15 protein-coding genes and 1 tRNA gene are annotated in these 15,084 nt (G+C 40.4%); 9 read left to right on the forward strand and 7 right to left on the reverse strand.

Features of this window, described 5'->3' with window-relative positions; translation table 11 throughout:
• Window positions 1-9: 9 nt before the first annotated feature.
• From FTU87_RS08725 to FTU87_RS08735, 3 genes are read right to left on the reverse strand one after another with little or no spacing between them, the layout of a single operon-like run.
• On the reverse strand, window positions 10-2,316 hold the full coding sequence (locus tag FTU87_RS08725; protein WP_160243362.1) for a hypothetical protein: 2,307 nt from the start codon (window positions 2,314-2,316) through the stop codon (window positions 10-12).
• A gap of 4 nt (window positions 2,317-2,320) precedes the next feature.
• On the reverse strand, window positions 2,321-2,773 hold the full coding sequence (locus FTU87_RS08730) for a hypothetical protein (RefSeq protein ID WP_004638703.1): 453 nt from the start codon (window positions 2,771-2,773) through the stop codon (window positions 2,321-2,323).
• Between the two features lie 51 nt (window positions 2,774-2,824).
• Complete coding sequence (locus FTU87_RS08735; RefSeq protein ID WP_000174350.1) at window positions 2,825-3,064, reverse strand: helix-turn-helix domain-containing protein; 240 nt, start codon at window positions 3,062-3,064, stop codon at window positions 2,825-2,827.
• Between the two features lie 100 nt (window positions 3,065-3,164).
• Between FTU87_RS08735 and FTU87_RS08740 the strand changes: the two genes are divergently transcribed.
• On the forward strand, window positions 3,165-3,959 hold the full coding sequence (locus FTU87_RS08740) for a hypothetical protein (protein ID WP_180097010.1): 795 nt from the start codon (window positions 3,165-3,167) through the stop codon (window positions 3,957-3,959).
• Window positions 3,960-4,047: 88 nt separating this feature from the next.
• Here the strand turns inward: FTU87_RS08740 and FTU87_RS08745 are convergent.
• Window positions 4,048-4,124, reverse strand: a tRNA-Ile gene (locus FTU87_RS08745).
• 797 nt (window positions 4,125-4,921) lie between these two features.
• On the opposite strand from FTU87_RS08745, the gene FTU87_RS08750 reads away from it, so the two are divergent.
• Both FTU87_RS08750 and FTU87_RS08755 read left to right on the forward strand, forming a co-directional pair.
• Entirely contained in the window at window positions 4,922-5,476 is a 555-nt protein-coding gene (locus FTU87_RS08750) for a 1-acyl-sn-glycerol-3-phosphate acyltransferase (RefSeq protein WP_005097390.1), read from the forward strand.
• 245 nt (window positions 5,477-5,721) lie between these two features.
• Window positions 5,722-6,471, forward strand: a complete 750-nt coding sequence (locus tag FTU87_RS08755; RefSeq protein ID WP_005097391.1) for a YebC/PmpR family DNA-binding transcriptional regulator — start codon at window positions 5,722-5,724, stop codon at window positions 6,469-6,471.
• Between the two features lie 68 nt (window positions 6,472-6,539).
• Here FTU87_RS08755 and FTU87_RS08760 read toward each other — a convergent pair whose 3' ends face one another.
• Entirely contained in the window at window positions 6,540-7,010 is a 471-nt protein-coding gene (locus tag FTU87_RS08760) for an Lrp/AsnC family transcriptional regulator (RefSeq protein ID WP_005097392.1), read from the reverse strand.
• A 381-nt stretch (window positions 7,011-7,391) separates the two neighbouring features.
• Between FTU87_RS08760 and FTU87_RS08765 the strand changes: the two genes are divergently transcribed.
• Window positions 7,392-8,549 (forward strand): hypothetical protein, encoded by a 1,158-nt coding sequence (locus FTU87_RS08765; protein ID WP_180097012.1) that lies wholly within the window; start codon window positions 7,392-7,394, stop codon window positions 8,547-8,549.
• Window positions 8,550-8,609: 60 nt separating this feature from the next.
• Here the strand turns inward: FTU87_RS08765 and FTU87_RS08770 are convergent, their stop codons facing one another.
• On the reverse strand, window positions 8,610-9,374 hold the full coding sequence (locus tag FTU87_RS08770) for a glutathione S-transferase family protein (RefSeq protein WP_180097014.1): 765 nt from the start codon (window positions 9,372-9,374) through the stop codon (window positions 8,610-8,612).
• A 293-nt stretch (window positions 9,375-9,667) separates the two neighbouring features.
• Between FTU87_RS08770 and ychF the strand changes: the two genes are divergently transcribed.
• The gene (gene ychF / locus FTU87_RS08775) at window positions 9,668-10,759 is read left to right on the forward strand and encodes a redox-regulated ATPase YchF (RefSeq protein WP_005170292.1); all 1,092 of its coding nucleotides are present in this window, start codon (window positions 9,668-9,670) and stop codon (window positions 10,757-10,759) included.
• A gap of 206 nt (window positions 10,760-10,965) precedes the next feature.
• Window positions 10,966-11,583: a superoxide dismutase gene (locus tag FTU87_RS08780; RefSeq protein WP_180097016.1), complete on the forward strand. Its 618-nt coding sequence runs from the start codon at window positions 10,966-10,968 to the stop codon at window positions 11,581-11,583.
• A gap of 204 nt (window positions 11,584-11,787) precedes the next feature.
• On the opposite strand, the gene FTU87_RS08785 is transcribed toward FTU87_RS08780, so the two are convergent.
• The gene (locus FTU87_RS08785; protein WP_005097400.1) at window positions 11,788-12,285 is read right to left on the reverse strand and encodes a hypothetical protein; all 498 of its coding nucleotides are present in this window, start codon (window positions 12,283-12,285) and stop codon (window positions 11,788-11,790) included.
• A gap of 103 nt (window positions 12,286-12,388) precedes the next feature.
• Here FTU87_RS08785 and FTU87_RS08790 point away from each other — a divergent pair, with 103 nt between their 5' ends.
• The 3 genes from FTU87_RS08790 (at window position 12,389) to purT (ending at window position 15,069) form a co-directional block, all read left to right on the forward strand.
• Window positions 12,389-13,141, forward strand: a complete 753-nt coding sequence (locus FTU87_RS08790; protein WP_159138591.1) for an AzlC family ABC transporter permease — start codon at window positions 12,389-12,391, stop codon at window positions 13,139-13,141.
• The gene (ygaH, locus tag FTU87_RS08795; protein ID WP_100328993.1) at window positions 13,138-13,485 is read left to right on the forward strand and encodes an L-valine transporter subunit YgaH; all 348 of its coding nucleotides are present in this window, start codon (window positions 13,138-13,140) and stop codon (window positions 13,483-13,485) included. Before FTU87_RS08790 ends, ygaH begins: the two co-directional genes overlap by 4 nt.
• A 369-nt stretch (window positions 13,486-13,854) precedes the next feature.
• Window positions 13,855-15,069 (forward strand): formate-dependent phosphoribosylglycinamide formyltransferase, encoded by a 1,215-nt coding sequence (gene purT / locus FTU87_RS08800; RefSeq protein WP_180097018.1) that lies wholly within the window; start codon window positions 13,855-13,857, stop codon window positions 15,067-15,069.
• Window positions 15,070-15,084: the final 15 nt, after the last annotated feature.

Raw genomic sequence — 15,084 nt, forward strand, 5'->3', positions numbered from 1 at the left:
GATGGTCCTTTAAAGCACTTCAAGCTTTGCGATTTCTAGTTTGTTGAGCAAGCTTTTAACTTGCTGCTGAATGTCGTGTTTGTAGAGATAAGGGCTTAATCCAGAAATGTGACTGAATCCCATGCTCTGCTTATCATGGGTATATAGCGTATTGTGAATGTCACCACTCAAGGCGAGATGATTTTTAGTGAAATGCCTTGGCCAGTTTTTATAAATCTGCACGGTCTCTTTAAGGTAATTCGTGACAAAATCAGCAGACATGGGCTGTAACTCCAAATGCTCCACGACTTCCGCAAGATTCACCTGACCTTTTTGGGACTTGATCCGAGGATGTGAGATGACATAGAGCATAAAACCATCATTTTCCAATTTCACTTTAAAACTAGTTATCCCGAGTGTCTCGATGGTTTGCGTCAGATATTTTCGATATGCATTGAAATGATCCTGCCAGTAGCCTGTAACAGGAACAGGACGTCCTACTTTTCGTGAATCAGTTTTTTTATCATGCACATAAAGCAGTTGTGCCTTAGGATCGTAATGTTTGAGTAACCCCGGCATGCCGACTATTGGACGTACCGTCAGGCAGATTAAGGAAAGATGCCACATCCAAATGCTGTAAGCATTCAGCTTCTCGATCAGATTCGCTTGAGTATTGGCTAATGTGTTTTTGACAAAATGATAAAGCTGATTAAAAAATTCACTCGCGGCCTCTACAGTCCAGCATCGCTGACTACCAATACGTTCCTCACGATGAAAAATATGGCCAGGGTGTTCATTCTCAATCCATGGATCACCTTTTCTACGGTCTAATAGAACATTAATATAGCCTTGAAAATGCTGGTCGATTTGATCGATCTGACGCCCTTCATAGTTCCATTGCACGATATGATGAGTATCTCGATTAGCCAACAAGTGTGCGACTAGGTTATCACCAGTCTCCATCTCCAAATGGAAATAGATTTGTCGCTCTAACATCCCGCAGGTGATTTCACCAATCTGATGCTCTTTAAAGACTTCCCGCAAAAAATTATTGTACTCAATCACACAAAATTCAGGTTCCTCTAAAGCCTCTAAACTGGTGATCCAGGGTGCTGGTATGCGCCATTCTAGGGTTAAGGCCCGATTATAACGCTGTGCTTTATCTTGCATGGCACCGGAATGATTGGCATTCAGCTTGGGATCGATCACCCAATAATAATGGATGACTTTTTTGACTGATTTTTTTTTAATTCTACCAATACCAATCAAATACTTGATCTTTTGAAAGACCGTTGGACTCAGACCGGTCAAGAGACACATCAGACCACACACAGCTAGAGCCGATTGATATGCATCATTTCTCGTATTTTCTTGATAACACTCGTGCAATCGCTGATATACCTCAGTTAATAAACTGGGTTTCAGATAAAGCGGATTAGTTTTACAGGCTAAGTCACGTCGCTGAATTCGCTTAGCTTGCTTTTCAAGCTGTTTCTGTTTGTCATCAGCGAAACTCCCCTTCACCCGCTTGGCGATTTCATCCTGTTCAGGATCAGAAATATTGACGTCTGTATCTTGTCCAGTATCCTCATTCTCTACATCCAACGATGATGTGCCTGAATCAGATTTATAGGTCATACCCTTTTTAATATCGTTAATTAAAGCCTGAACATTAATTACTGTTGAATTTAATCTACTATTGGCAATCTCGTTGAAAACAATAATAAATTGTTGAATATAGCGGCCAAGATTAAGCTGTTCAAAATCATTTTTTATTGTTTTACGCTCTAAAAGAATTTTTAACTCGTTGGCATCAAATTCATCCATAGCTTGGAGTTTTCGTGTAACTTTTTTATACAACAGTTTATTTTTCTCAGTATTCGATAACTGCTTTTGCAAAAGAAGTTTTAAATTATAAGATACTGTATTGATTTTATTGTTGTTTTTACAATTATTTAGAATAACCTTTTTTTCATCCTTTTCATCCCTTGTAATCTGAGGCTCTAACAAGATGATTCCCTTCAGCATTTCGCACAAGACTGCAGTCAAAAGATAGGAATAGATGAATGCTGCTTTTTGTTGGTCGCTTAGTTGTCCTATAGATGCACTTTTAGTCCATTGCGTTAAGCCTGCTAATAATTTCTGTTGTGTCACTATCCGATTATTTTTAATCACCACATGTATTTTGTGAGCAGCAGCATACAGTTCCTGTGCCTGCTGATCTTGCGCAAGGAGCTGATTCAAAATTTGTTTTTTTTCGCTCAGGGACTGATTGACCCATTCTTCCAATAATTTGGTTTCTTCGTCTAACACTGAAGATTTATCATTTTGACTCATAAAATCACCATAATTTTTTAGGGTAAAAATTGAAAATTTGGTTTTGCTCTAACTTGAGGTTCAAGTCTTTATGCAACTTGAAGTATTTTTTATAGGTGCTGGCACTCAATTGAACATGACGCTGCAGATTTGGATCCGATCGCATATGCTGTGATAACCGCAGACCTAAGGCTTCGGACAATTGAGTAAAAAAACAGGTAAACAGCACAGCATGCACATGTTTCTGTTTGTGCTTTGGAATCTGTTCCAAATCTAAAGAAGTTTTATCGACTAACCATTTTAGGACCTCAAATTCATCAACGGCTTTATTCGATTTCGCCCCCGTGTTAAGAATTCTTTTGATGTAAGCATCCAACTTGTTTTTAAGATTCAAGATAAAACCTCGAATAAAGTCTGGTAAATCTAATATCAAAACTGCTCTGAGTTTGATCAGAACTTCAAATGATTTTTTTTGCATGTTGAAACCTAGTAAATAGGTATGAGCAATTAGTCCATACCATCTTCAAAATTAGTCTTCTTTCACCCGGGCAAATTTATAGACTTCTGCCTTACTCCAGCGAAGAGTACGTCCATATCTAATAGGATTAATTGGGCCATTTTCATATAAAGCCCACTTACGTAAAGTTTGTTCTGCATACCCTAAGAGCCTAGCTGTCTCTTTAGTAGTTAGTACAAGTCGATCATCTGTAATCGGCCTATGTTTATGCTTAAATGACATTTTTTTGTGTCCTTGTTGATTTAGAGTCATAACACCACAAATCAATTTGGAATAATACTTTGCAAAATAATGTTTTTCTTTCTAAATTTTCAGTTAAGATAAGTTGTACTTTAGTCAGTCAGAGTGATACATGGGCCGCCCGCGAAGAACTAGGTTAGATTTTGCAAAAACAATAAGTTGGTATGACTTTTTTTATAATCAGTTAGTAAGCTTTGGGAAATATAAAAATGATTATGATATGGAGAAATTTTTTTATGGATACCACAAAGATTACAAGGTACAGAACTTATTTACAAAGTATAAATGTGGGTTATCCACACCACAAAAATACCAGATAAATAATGTTGAATCTAAATGTACTGGCTCATCTAATATTATTAACCATCCTCTATGGAAAATCTTGAAATATCAAACATTTGATGAAGATCTTATATTATCAGTATTAGCTACTTTACCTCGCCATATCGTAGAGTTCATTTCATCCAATGGACGTATTAAAGACTTTGATAAGAGTTGCTTAAAACATATAGCAAGCTATGGCTCACTCGACAGCCTATGTGCATTGTATTTATTGCATCACTGGGGAGTAACCATTAATAGTACCGCTCTTTCTAATGATTGCTGTTCACTCCTCATCAATTCATTAGAGTTATTACTAAAAAGAAATCCTCACTTCCATCGTTCACATGTCTTTTTATTTGATGAATTATGTGATCAGATCTTCCTTATAGAATTAAAAGGATACAGTCGACCACTCAAAATTAAATTAAATTGGCGAGAATACAGAAGGAAAAACTGGTCTAGTGAAGTTAAAGAGATATCTACAAAAGCCGAAGCAGATTTCCGCATTCACCCGAAACTTCAAGACTTCATTCCAAGCACAGATCCAAACCTAGAAGAACTATACAAAAAACTGTTTGTTTAAGTTGATTTCATCTGCTTACCATTTGCTTACTAGCTTGCAAAAACAAAAAAACCACTTACGATTAGTACACGTAAGTGGTTGTTTTATATGGTGGGCCCAGACAGACTTGAACTGTCGACCAACGGATTATGAGTCCGCTGCTCTAACCAACTGAGCTATAGGCCCTACATGCTGAAAACTTTATTTATCAATAAGTTCAAGCGTCATGAATACTAGCTAAGATTTTTTTGAAAGACAAGTACTTTTATAACCACTTGAACACTTAGGCAGCAATCATCATGACTTGATTCGAAAGAAATTCTAGTTCTTTAATACTTCAGTCTAAAGACATGCAGAAAAATGGGTATATACAGATCAATTTAAGGCAGCCTAGCCTGAAATATTGACGTCAACCTCATAGAATAAAGCATACATTTGATAGATTTGACGTCTCAGTATATTTATAAAGTATCAAAAAATATTTGATAAAATATTAAAAATGATGGAAAAGTATATGAGCTGCAGAATAAAGAAAAATTAGAATTGAGACTTCATTTCTTTTTCTTTACGCAAATCCTGCTTAATTTCGATGAAAGACCATACAATTATAAGCACTAAAATCAATAAAGAGACTACAAAGGCTGTCATGTATGTCATAGTTTTCAATCTCAGAGTAGAAAGAACAACAAAATAGAAAGGATTAATACCCCTTCTCTTCTTCGACAAAAGTCTAATAACTAAATCTTGCTCTGGATAGTCATTTTTTCACCATTTTAAGACTTTTTTTATATCTAATAATACTTTTTTAATATCAAAATTTTTTATTTATACATTTTAGCTCTTAATATTTCAGTTTAAAAAGATCAAGAAATTATAGATTTCTACATTATTTACACGTTTTATTTGCCAGCCTATTGACTGAATGGTCGAACAAGAAGAAATTATGCAATTCTCCACATATGGCTTTTACTTAATCTGTGCTTATGCTAAATAAATTCATTGGCGAATCTGCATTTAAACTTGCGGGTTGGCAATATCATGTCGAACCAGATGTACTCGAAGACAAACAGGTCATTATTGGCTTTGAACATACTTCAATGATGGATGCAGTGCTGTCGATTGCCCTCTTCCAGATTTATGATCTTAAAGTTCATACCTTGATCAAAAAAGAACTATTTAAAGGACCTTTCAAACCGCTATTAAAAGCTGTCGGCGGTATTCCTGTTGACCGCAAGGCCAATAAAGATATCGTGACCCAGATGGTGGAGCATTTTCAGAATAATGAAAAGTTTAATCTGGTGATTGCACCAGAAGCGACACGTGCCAAGCAAGGTGAAGCACGTAAACCGATCCGTACCGGCTTCTGGCATATTGCCAAAGCTGCCAATGTGCCGATTGTGTTGCTATATGCCAATTCCAGAACCAAACAAGGTGGCATTTTAGGCAAAATCTATCCAACAGATCTGGCTCAAGATCTGGCCTTAATCAAACAGCTCTATAAAGATAAAGTGGATCTGGATATTGTCATTCCGGAATAAGCTCAGTAACAGTGCTCGACATGAACAGATCCTTTGCTGTTCATGTCCTCCTAAAGCATTTGTATAAATTTGAAAAATAAAATCAAAAACTGCACTATAGCATTCCCCTTTTCTATCAATTTAATACAATTTTTTTGTTTTATCCTGAAATCTCAAATCCAGACACTTTTTTTTAAAAAAAAGCTTATGGTAGAATTTCGGCATTCTGATAGGCATACAGCCAATCTACAAGGAGCAAAGTTCGCATGGCGGGTCATTCCAAGTGGGCCAATATTAAGCATCGTAAAGCAAAACAAGATGCGAGTCGTGGTAAGCTTTTTACCAAATATATTCGTGAATTAACCACTGCGGCAAAACTCGGTGGTCCAGATGCAGGTAGCAACCCTCGTCTGCGTGCGGTGGTTGAAAAAGCATTATCTGTAAATATGACACGTGATGTGATCAACCGTGCCATTCAACGTGGTGCGGGTGGCGAAGATAACGACGACCTGAAAGAAGTGACCTATGAAGGTTATGGTGTAGGGGGTGTTGCTGTTCTGGTAGAGACCATGACAGACAACCTGAATCGTACTGTTCCTGATGTTCGCCATTGCTTCTCAAAAACCAATGGTAACTTAGGTACTGCCGGTTCAGTGGCTTATCTGTTTACCAAACGTGGCGAGATCACTTTTGAAGATGTTTCTTTAGAAGATCAAATCATGGAAGTAGCTTTGGAAGCAGGCGCGGAAGATATTGAAATTGCTGAAGATGAAATTCTGGTAATTACCACGCCTGAAAGCTTTGGTGATGTACAGGATGCGCTCACTGCAGCAGGTCTGAAGTCTGACAATGCTGAAGTGGTGATGAGCCCTTCAACCAAAGCTGAAATTACAGATGTTGATCAAGCCAAAATGATTTTGAAAATGATCGATATGTTTGAAGATTTAGATGATGTTCAAAACGTATATACCAACGTAGAGTTTACTGATGAAGTGATGGCGCAATTAGACGCTTAAGCTTGATCAAAACTAAAAACGCACCCTTGGGTGCGTTTTTTATAGTTGTCTACTACTCTCGCCTAGGATCAAACTTTATTGAGTAGTCCGCTACAGTTAAAGACATTATATTCTTTAATGACAAAGCTCGAATGCAGTGCAACCACATGCTCAATTTTCCCAATACGCTTGAGTAAAATTTCACTATAATTTTCCATATCTCGCGCCACTACTTCGACAATAAAATCCGCAGACTGGCCGGTGACCAAAAAGGCATTAATCACTTCGGGAATACTTTCCAGTTCTTCCAGAAATTTAGCAAAAGTATCACTATCATGTTTACTTAGCGACACCTGTAACAGTACATGCAGCGTGAAACCTAATTTCTGATAATTAATTTCACGCTTTAAGCCACTGATAATATTGTGATCGATCAAGTGTTTGATCCGGCGATGGACTGAACTCACAGATAAATTTACCCGCTCTGACAGTTCATTCAGATTGACATCCTCATGGGTCAATATTTCTAGAATATGTTTATCGAAACGATCCAGTTCCATTTTTATACTCTTTCTTAATAATCAATAAAAATAGCAAAATATTGCACTCTCCCTGTTATACAATATTTATTTATTTTTCACAAAGTTTTCATATTCTGAAAATATTTTCCAAATCTTCTGCCATTTTATAAAGTAACTTTCAATCCTGAACCAGATAACCGTTAATCATATAATTCTAAAAAATGACCAATGTTAATTTCTATTAATTATTTATTTTTTAATAGTTTAAGTTTAATTAGTCCAGTAAAATATAAGCCAGACCTTCAAGTACCCGCACAGTTCAGCCACTTATCTTTTACAAGTGTATAGAAATAGATTAAAACAAAGCCGCACTAAAAATAAAAATAGCATTTTTCAAAAAATATTAAATAAGGAATGCTCATGGCTTCTAAAATTTTAAGTTTGATTAAAACCAAGGTGAGTCCTGTCTTAACGGCTGAAACACAAACTAAAAGCCTGTTAGGTGGCTTATTCGCTGGAACAGCCTCAGGTACGCTTAGCAATCTCATTGGCAGTCTAAACAGCTCTAATTCACAACCTTCCGTGAGCTCATTATTAAACAGCCTTCTCTCTGGACATAGTCTGAACAGCGCAAATCTGAGCAATTTATTAACTCAGTTGTCTGGTTCAAATGCTTCGAAGTTAGATATTCAGAGTCTGATCAGCAGCTTAACCCAATCCAATGGGGGCAGTTTTAATATTGGCCAGATCACCAATTTGTTGAATGGCCTAATGGCGAACAATAGCAGCAATCTGGATATTGGTGCTATTTCCAAACTCGTCGGCGGTCTCATCAGTGGTAATGGCGAGATTGATATTGCACAAATCGTTCAGTTGGTTGGTGGCATAATCGGCGGTTCTGGTGGTTTAGGTAATATCGACATTGCTGCGATTGCAAATCTGGTCAGTAACCTGATCAGTGGTAATGGCGAGATTGATATTGCACAAATCGTTCAGCTGGTTGGTGGTCTGATTGGTGGGTCTGGTGCACTGGGTGATATCGACATCGGCGCGATTGCAGATCTGATCGGCGGTTTAATCGGCGGCAATACAGGCAATGATTTTGATATCGGTGCTATCACAGATTTAATTAGCGGTTTTGTCGGTGAGAATGCAGCGGGGGGTTTTGATCTCGATGGCTTTACCGATTTACTCAGCGGCCTGATCGCGAATGGCTCAAATGGCATAGATTTAGGAGGATTATTGGGTCATCTCAATCTAGATAGTGATCTGGATCTGGGCACTCTGATCGAAGGAATTTCCTCTGCTTCAAACGGGTTTGATCTAGGTAGCATTGCCGGAGGCATTGGGCAATTGATTGATAATAGCTCTTCGATTGAATTACCTGATCTAGGTGATCTGGTCCAAGATGTGGGTGCCACAGATTCCAATATTGACTTGTCTGCTATTCTGCCTGACACTCAAGATACGATTCAGAATATTGGCAGTGGTGGTGGTTCATCCAGCTTTGATTTTGGTTCACTGTTCAATCACTTTAGTAAAAATATTGATATCGACCCAAATAATCCTTGGGGTTAATCATCATCTCATTAAAAACGCGCAAATGCGCGTTTTTAATTTTAGGATTTGCCTTGAAGCTTATACACCACGCCAGTCTACTCGCGCATTGCGTTCGGTTCGGTAAATACGACAAATATATTCACCCAGAGGCAACGCATTTAAATGCTGCTGATAATCACGATATTCTTCGGACAAGGTTTCAAAATTTTCTTTTTCCCATGGCGTCCCCGGAATCGCCAATAATGGAGCAAGCATAGAACAGACAGCAATATCCGCCAGACCTAAACGATTTCCGACAAAATAATGTCCACCTTGACTAACCAGCATCTGATTGAGTTGCTGTACAGTGACATCAATATGCTGTTTGGATTCCGCCACGGTTTCCTCATTCAATGCATAACCCTTGGCGACCATCGCTTTTAATAAAGGTTTAGAAAATTTTTCAAACTGGCGCAAATAGCCCTGCTCACCAATTAAAATATCGAGAGATTCATGATCGGAAGTCAGCGCTTGAGAGAGCATCCAGCGGCGGACATGACGACCCAGCTCCAGAGTAATTTCATTAATTTCTAAGGCTTTATTTCGAAAATGTCCTTCAGCATACAATAAACGATGTTCTGGATAAGTATCATCCAGATAAAGCGAAATCTGGGTTGAATCTGCAATCCATTTGTCCTGATCGCGCAAAATAGGCAGACGATTCTGTCCTGTTTTCAGTCGGGCAAAAGCCCGATGTACGCCGGGAATCAGGTTGTGAGCAACATAGTACAGCTCTTTATGGTCCAGCATCCAACGTGCTTTTTCGCAAAAGTGAGATAAAGGAAACTGGTATAAAGTTCGCATGCATGCTCCATGTTTATCGTTATTGGATCAGGGCGTATAGGCCGCTGTTTTATTCAGATACTTTAGTCACTCACTTTTAGAAAAACAATGTGATTTTTATCCAAAAGTACAATACTGGCTGATTATTCCTCTATATTCGGCGGACTCATAATAAATCCGGGAAAGCTCAGCGGAGCTTTTAAGTTATAAGAAGCATTTGATTGCAATAAACCACAAGTGCATGACCTGACTTTAGCCGTGCTTTCATGTAAAATCGGGGGCAATTTTTATATAACGCTTTTGTGAGTTATTTCATGGGTTTTAATTGCGGTATTGTCGGCTTGCCGAACGTTGGCAAATCTACACTTTTCAATGCTTTAACCAAAGCTGCTATTGCTGCAGAAAACTTCCCGTTCTGTACCATTGAACCAAATACCGGCATCGTGCCTGTTCCTGACCCACGTTTAGACAAATTGACAGCAATTGTTAAACCGCAGCGCGTGATTCCAACGTCTATGGAATTTGTGGACATCGCAGGTCTGGTCGCTGGTGCTTCTAAAGGTGAAGGCTTAGGTAACCAGTTCCTGGCCAACATCCGCGAAACTGATGCAATCGCTCACGTGGTACGTTGTTTTGAAGATGAAAACGTCATTCATGTGAATGGTCGTATTGATCCACTGGATGATATCGCCACGATTAATACAGAACTCGCGCTTGCAGATCTCGACGCGGTGGCGAAAGCGATTACCCGTTTGACTAAATCTGCCAAAGGTGGTGACAAAGAAGCAATTGCTACTAAAGCAGTATTAGAAAAAATCCAGCCTTTACTCGATGAAGGCAAACCGGCTCGCGCAGCGGATCTGGATGATGACGAACGTAAACTGGTACGTGGCTTTGGCTTAATGACGCTTAAACCAACCATGTATATTGCCAACGTTGCTGAAGACGGTTTTGAAAATAACCCGCATTTGGATGCAGTGAGAAAATTGGCTGCTGAAGAAAATGCAATTGTCGTACCTCTTTGCAACCAGATTGAAGCGGAAATTTCATTGCTTGAAGATGAAGACCGTGCTGAATTCCTGGAAGCGATGGGCATGGAAGAACCTGGTTTAAACGTGGTGATTCGTGCAGGTTATTCACTACTTGGCTTACAAACTTACTTCACCGCAGGTGTACAGGAAGTTCGTGCCTGGACTGTGAAAATTGGTGCAACTGCACCGCAAGCCGCTGGTGTAATTCATACCGACTTTGAAAAAGGCTTTATCCGTGCAGAATGTATTGCTTATGATGATTTCGTGCAGTACAACGGCGAAGCGGGTGCAAAAGAAGCCGGTAAATGGCGTCTAGAAGGTAAAACCTATATCGTTCAGGATGGCGACGTTTTACATTTCCGTTTTAACGTCTAAGTATTTACTGTATGAAAAAGCTCCATCTGGGGCTTTTTTATGGCCTAGGAAATAAGATGACCGAGCGTAGAAAACTTACAGGCAACGCATAATTCACACATATTAACAATAATGATAATTATTCTCATATAAAAATATTAAATTCAGGCGTATGTTAAATCTAATGAAAAATAACATGACTTCATTCTAGTAAAGGAATCCTGACCATGAGCTATACCCTGCCTGTACTGCCATATCCCTATGATGCCCTAGAGCCTCATATCGATAGCAAGACCATGGAAATTCATCATAGCAAGCATCATCAAACCTATATTAATAATATCAATGCAGGGATCGCAGGAACCGAATGGGAAGATTTATCGGTCGAAGCCTTAATTAGCAAATTCAATGAAGTACCGCAGCAATTAAAACAGAACGTGATCAATAATGCCGGTGGACATGCCAATCACTCCCTGTTCTGGACAGTCATGAGTCCAGACGGTGGCGGCCATCCAGAAGCTGAAATTGCAAAGGCCATTGAACATGAATTAGGCGGATTCGAGGCATTTAAAGACACCTTTACCCAGGCAGCACTGAGCCATTTTGGTAGCGGTTGGGCCTGGCTGAGTGTTGCGCCAGATAAAACACTTATTGTAGAAAGCAGCGTCAATCAGGACTCTCCACTGATGCATGGCAATATTCCCATTTTAGGTCTGGATGTCTGGGAACATGCCTATTATTTGCACTATCAAAACCGTCGTCCGGAATATATCTCGGCTTTTTTCAATGCCGTGAACTGGCAAGAAGTAAATCGTCGTTATCTGGAAGCATTGAACACGCTTTAGCTTTAAATATTTAAGGAGATCGACCATGTCTACACCTATTCTGATTAAGCGCATAATTGGCAGCACACTCCTGATCTGTGGTGTATTTGTGATTTTATTAGAACATGTGTGGATACCCTCTTTTTAGAGTCTTGCTGTTGTCTCATCCTAAAAAAGCCAGTCTGAATGACTGGCTTTTATGCTTATAACTAAATGGCTAAAGGTTTATTGCATATTAGCAATCGCGGTGCCTTTTTGTTTGGGATCAGTATTTCCCAATTCAGGATTATCAATCGCATTCTGACATTGCAGTTTATCCCGCTCATAATCCGCCTGCTTTTGTTCCAGACTGCTGCCATTGTCGATCACGGTACGCGCCCAGATTTCCAGACTGGTTAAGGCTTTACGACACAGAGCATATTTACCTTCAGTCACCGAATCGGTCATTTTGACATTAATACGCCAGTCTGTGCTCAGCTTACGTGCCGGTTGACGCACCTGGGTTTCCAGCTGATCCACTTCTTTATGATAAACCAGTGGATCGACTTTATTGATCAGTTGCCATGCCGCATTGGCATAGGTGGTCGCATCATTCGTCAGTTTAGGTGCCGGTTTAATTTCTGGCTTATCAGTCGATTGACTGTCATTCCCACACGCTTGTAACAACAATGCAGTGCTCATTAAAGCAGCTGTCAGCATCGTACGTGTCTTGAACATCCACATATCAGGCTCGCCAATTTAAACATTTCGGCACTATGCTATTAAATTCACGTAGAATACACAATCTTCATTTGACCCATCGTTCAACTCTCCTTCAAGGTGTGTCGTGTCTGAACAGAATCAACTCGCTACGCAACCTGCTGGCTTCTGGCAAGGTGCAAAAGATAGCCAAGCGATCATCTTCACTTATTTACCAGTGTCGTTTGCTTTTGGCGTTTCAGCCACTCAGTTTGGCTTTACGGCTTGGGAAGCGCTGTTTCTTTCCTGCTCGATGTATGCAGGTGCCAGCCAGTTCCTTGTGGTCGCACTTTTAGGCAGTGGCACATCTATCTGGATGACGGCATTAACGGTGATTGCCCTAGACATTCGGCATTTGCTCTATGGCCCTGCGCTGCAAAACCTGATTCAAGACCGGCTGAATTTAAAGAAAACCGCGATCTGGTCTTGGGGTCTGACCGATGAGGTTTTTGCTTCCGGCATGATCAAGCTCTCGCAACGGCGTCAGGAATGGTCTGAATCCTGGATGCTGGGTTTAAGCCTGTTTAGCTGGATGTCCTGGGCATTGGGATCTTTTCTCGGTGGTTTATTTGCCGATCAGGTCAGCAATCTGCCGCAATTCTTGCAAGCGGCTCTAGACTTCCTGTTACCTGCGCTGTTCCTGAGTTTCCTATTGGCTGCTTTTGAGAAGAAACATACTTTTGTTGTGGCTGTCACCATTCTGGTTTCTGCTGTGGCCTGTTACTTTATTGATCTGTCTGCCGCGATTTTCATTGGCATCAGTTCTGGTATTTTTGCCGGCCTGTTCAAGCACTATATCTTAAAACAGCCAGATCCTGAACATGCAGGAGATCAAGCATGAATCTAGAGATTATTCTGGTCGGCATTGTCGTCGGGATCGCCAATTTCGTCTCACGCTTCGGGCCTTTTTTTGTGATTCAGAAATTTCAGCAAGGCTCACAAAAACGCGGAGCATTGTGGCTAAAAATTGCCTTGGGTTCAATCGGCATTGCGGCAATCAGCTCCATGCTGGTAGTTGCTACCTTACCGCCATTATTAGCAACACCGAATAAAAGTATTGCGATGCTGGTCGGATTTATCGTACTCACTGCGCTTTACTTTAAATTCAAACGCATCGTGATGGCGACCCTGACCGCAGCACTGACCTATGGTCTGGTTTATACTTATGTGCCGATGACGTTTTAAGCTTGAACTGACTGATCAATCAAGATAAAGACTTATGCTTATGGAATAGTATAGGTCTTTATTATATAAAAATAATTAGCTGATCCCTATTATTTTTCCTGAAAGAAAAAGCTCAAATAAAATCATTTCCGTATTCTTTTATACTTTTTTAATACTCGACCAGTTGTAGATAGAAAAAAGCTATTGCCAAAACAGGATATACCGTCTTCAAATCAGTCTGACAGATCAGTGACATGACAATTACGCCTTACTTACCTCCAGAAAAACTTTATAAATAAAACTGTTGGACAATATCACAATTTTGTATGAATCTTGGCTTAACTGCCGGCTCAGTTCTGCTATGCTAAAAGTCCATAAAATCAAGCATGGATGACACACATGAGCGTGACTATTGGTACTCCCCTGCAAGCTTCTGCCTATAAAGTTCTATTATTGGGTTCTGGTGAACTGGGCAAGGAAGTGGTGATTTCACTACAACGTCTTGGGGTCGAAGTTCATGCTGCTGACCGTTATGAGCATGCACCTGCCATGCAAGTCGCGCATTATTCCTATACCTTGAATATGGCCGATGCTGAAGAATTAAAACAATTGATCCATCAAATCCAGCCGCATTTAATCGTTCCTGAAATTGAAGCCATTGCCACACAAGTACTGATTGACGTTGAAGAACAAAATATTGCGACCGTCATTCCTTCGGCTAAAGCAGTCAATCTGACCATGAACCGCGAAGGCATTCGCCGTCTGGCCGCAGAAGAACTGGGGCTGCCAACTTCAGCGTACCGATTTGCTGACAGTTTAGAGTCCTTCCGTGCTGCCTGTGATGATGTCGGCTATCCAAATTTTGTCAAGCCGGTCATGTCCTCTTCTGGCAAAGGCCAGTCTCGGGTAAAAAGCTTTGCAGAGGTAGACGCGGCTTGGGAATATGCGCAAACTGGTGGACGTGTCAATCAGGGTACAGTGATTGTCGAATCGCAAATTGACTTTGATTTTGAAATTACCTTATTGACTGTTCGTGCAAAAAATCCGGCAACCGGCGAGATCGAAACCTCTTATTGCGATCCGATCGGACATCGTCAGGACTCGGGCGATTATGTCGAAAGCTGGCAACCTCAGCCGATGACTCCGGCAGCGCTAGAGGAATCTAAACGCATTGCCCACAAAGTCACCACAGCACTGGGGGGTTGCGGAATCTTTGGTGTAGAACTCTTTATCAAAGGCGACCAAGTATGGTTTAGTGAGGTTTCTCCTCGTCCACACGATACCGGACTGGTAACACTTGCCTCTCAATTCCAAAGCGAATTTGAATTGCATGCACGTGCGATTTTAGGCCTGCCGGTCAATACCACACGGCATAGTGTGGCTGCCAGCGCGGTGATTTATGCCGGGGTAGATGATCGTAATCTTTCATTTTCTGGCCTGAATCTTGCTTTAGCAGACGGCAATACTGATTTGCGCCTGTTTGGCAAACCTGAAGGCTTCGAACGGCGTCGCATGGGCGTTGCGACTGCACGTGCTGAAAGCATTGAACTGGCACGCGAACTGGCACTTCAGGTCGCAAATCAAGTTAGCATTAATCAAAACTAAGCTGAAATACCAACG

It is taken from the genome of Acinetobacter sp. YH12156, from assembly GCF_013418235.1.
Lineage (GTDB): Bacteria > Pseudomonadota > Gammaproteobacteria > Pseudomonadales > Moraxellaceae > Acinetobacter > Acinetobacter pseudolwoffii.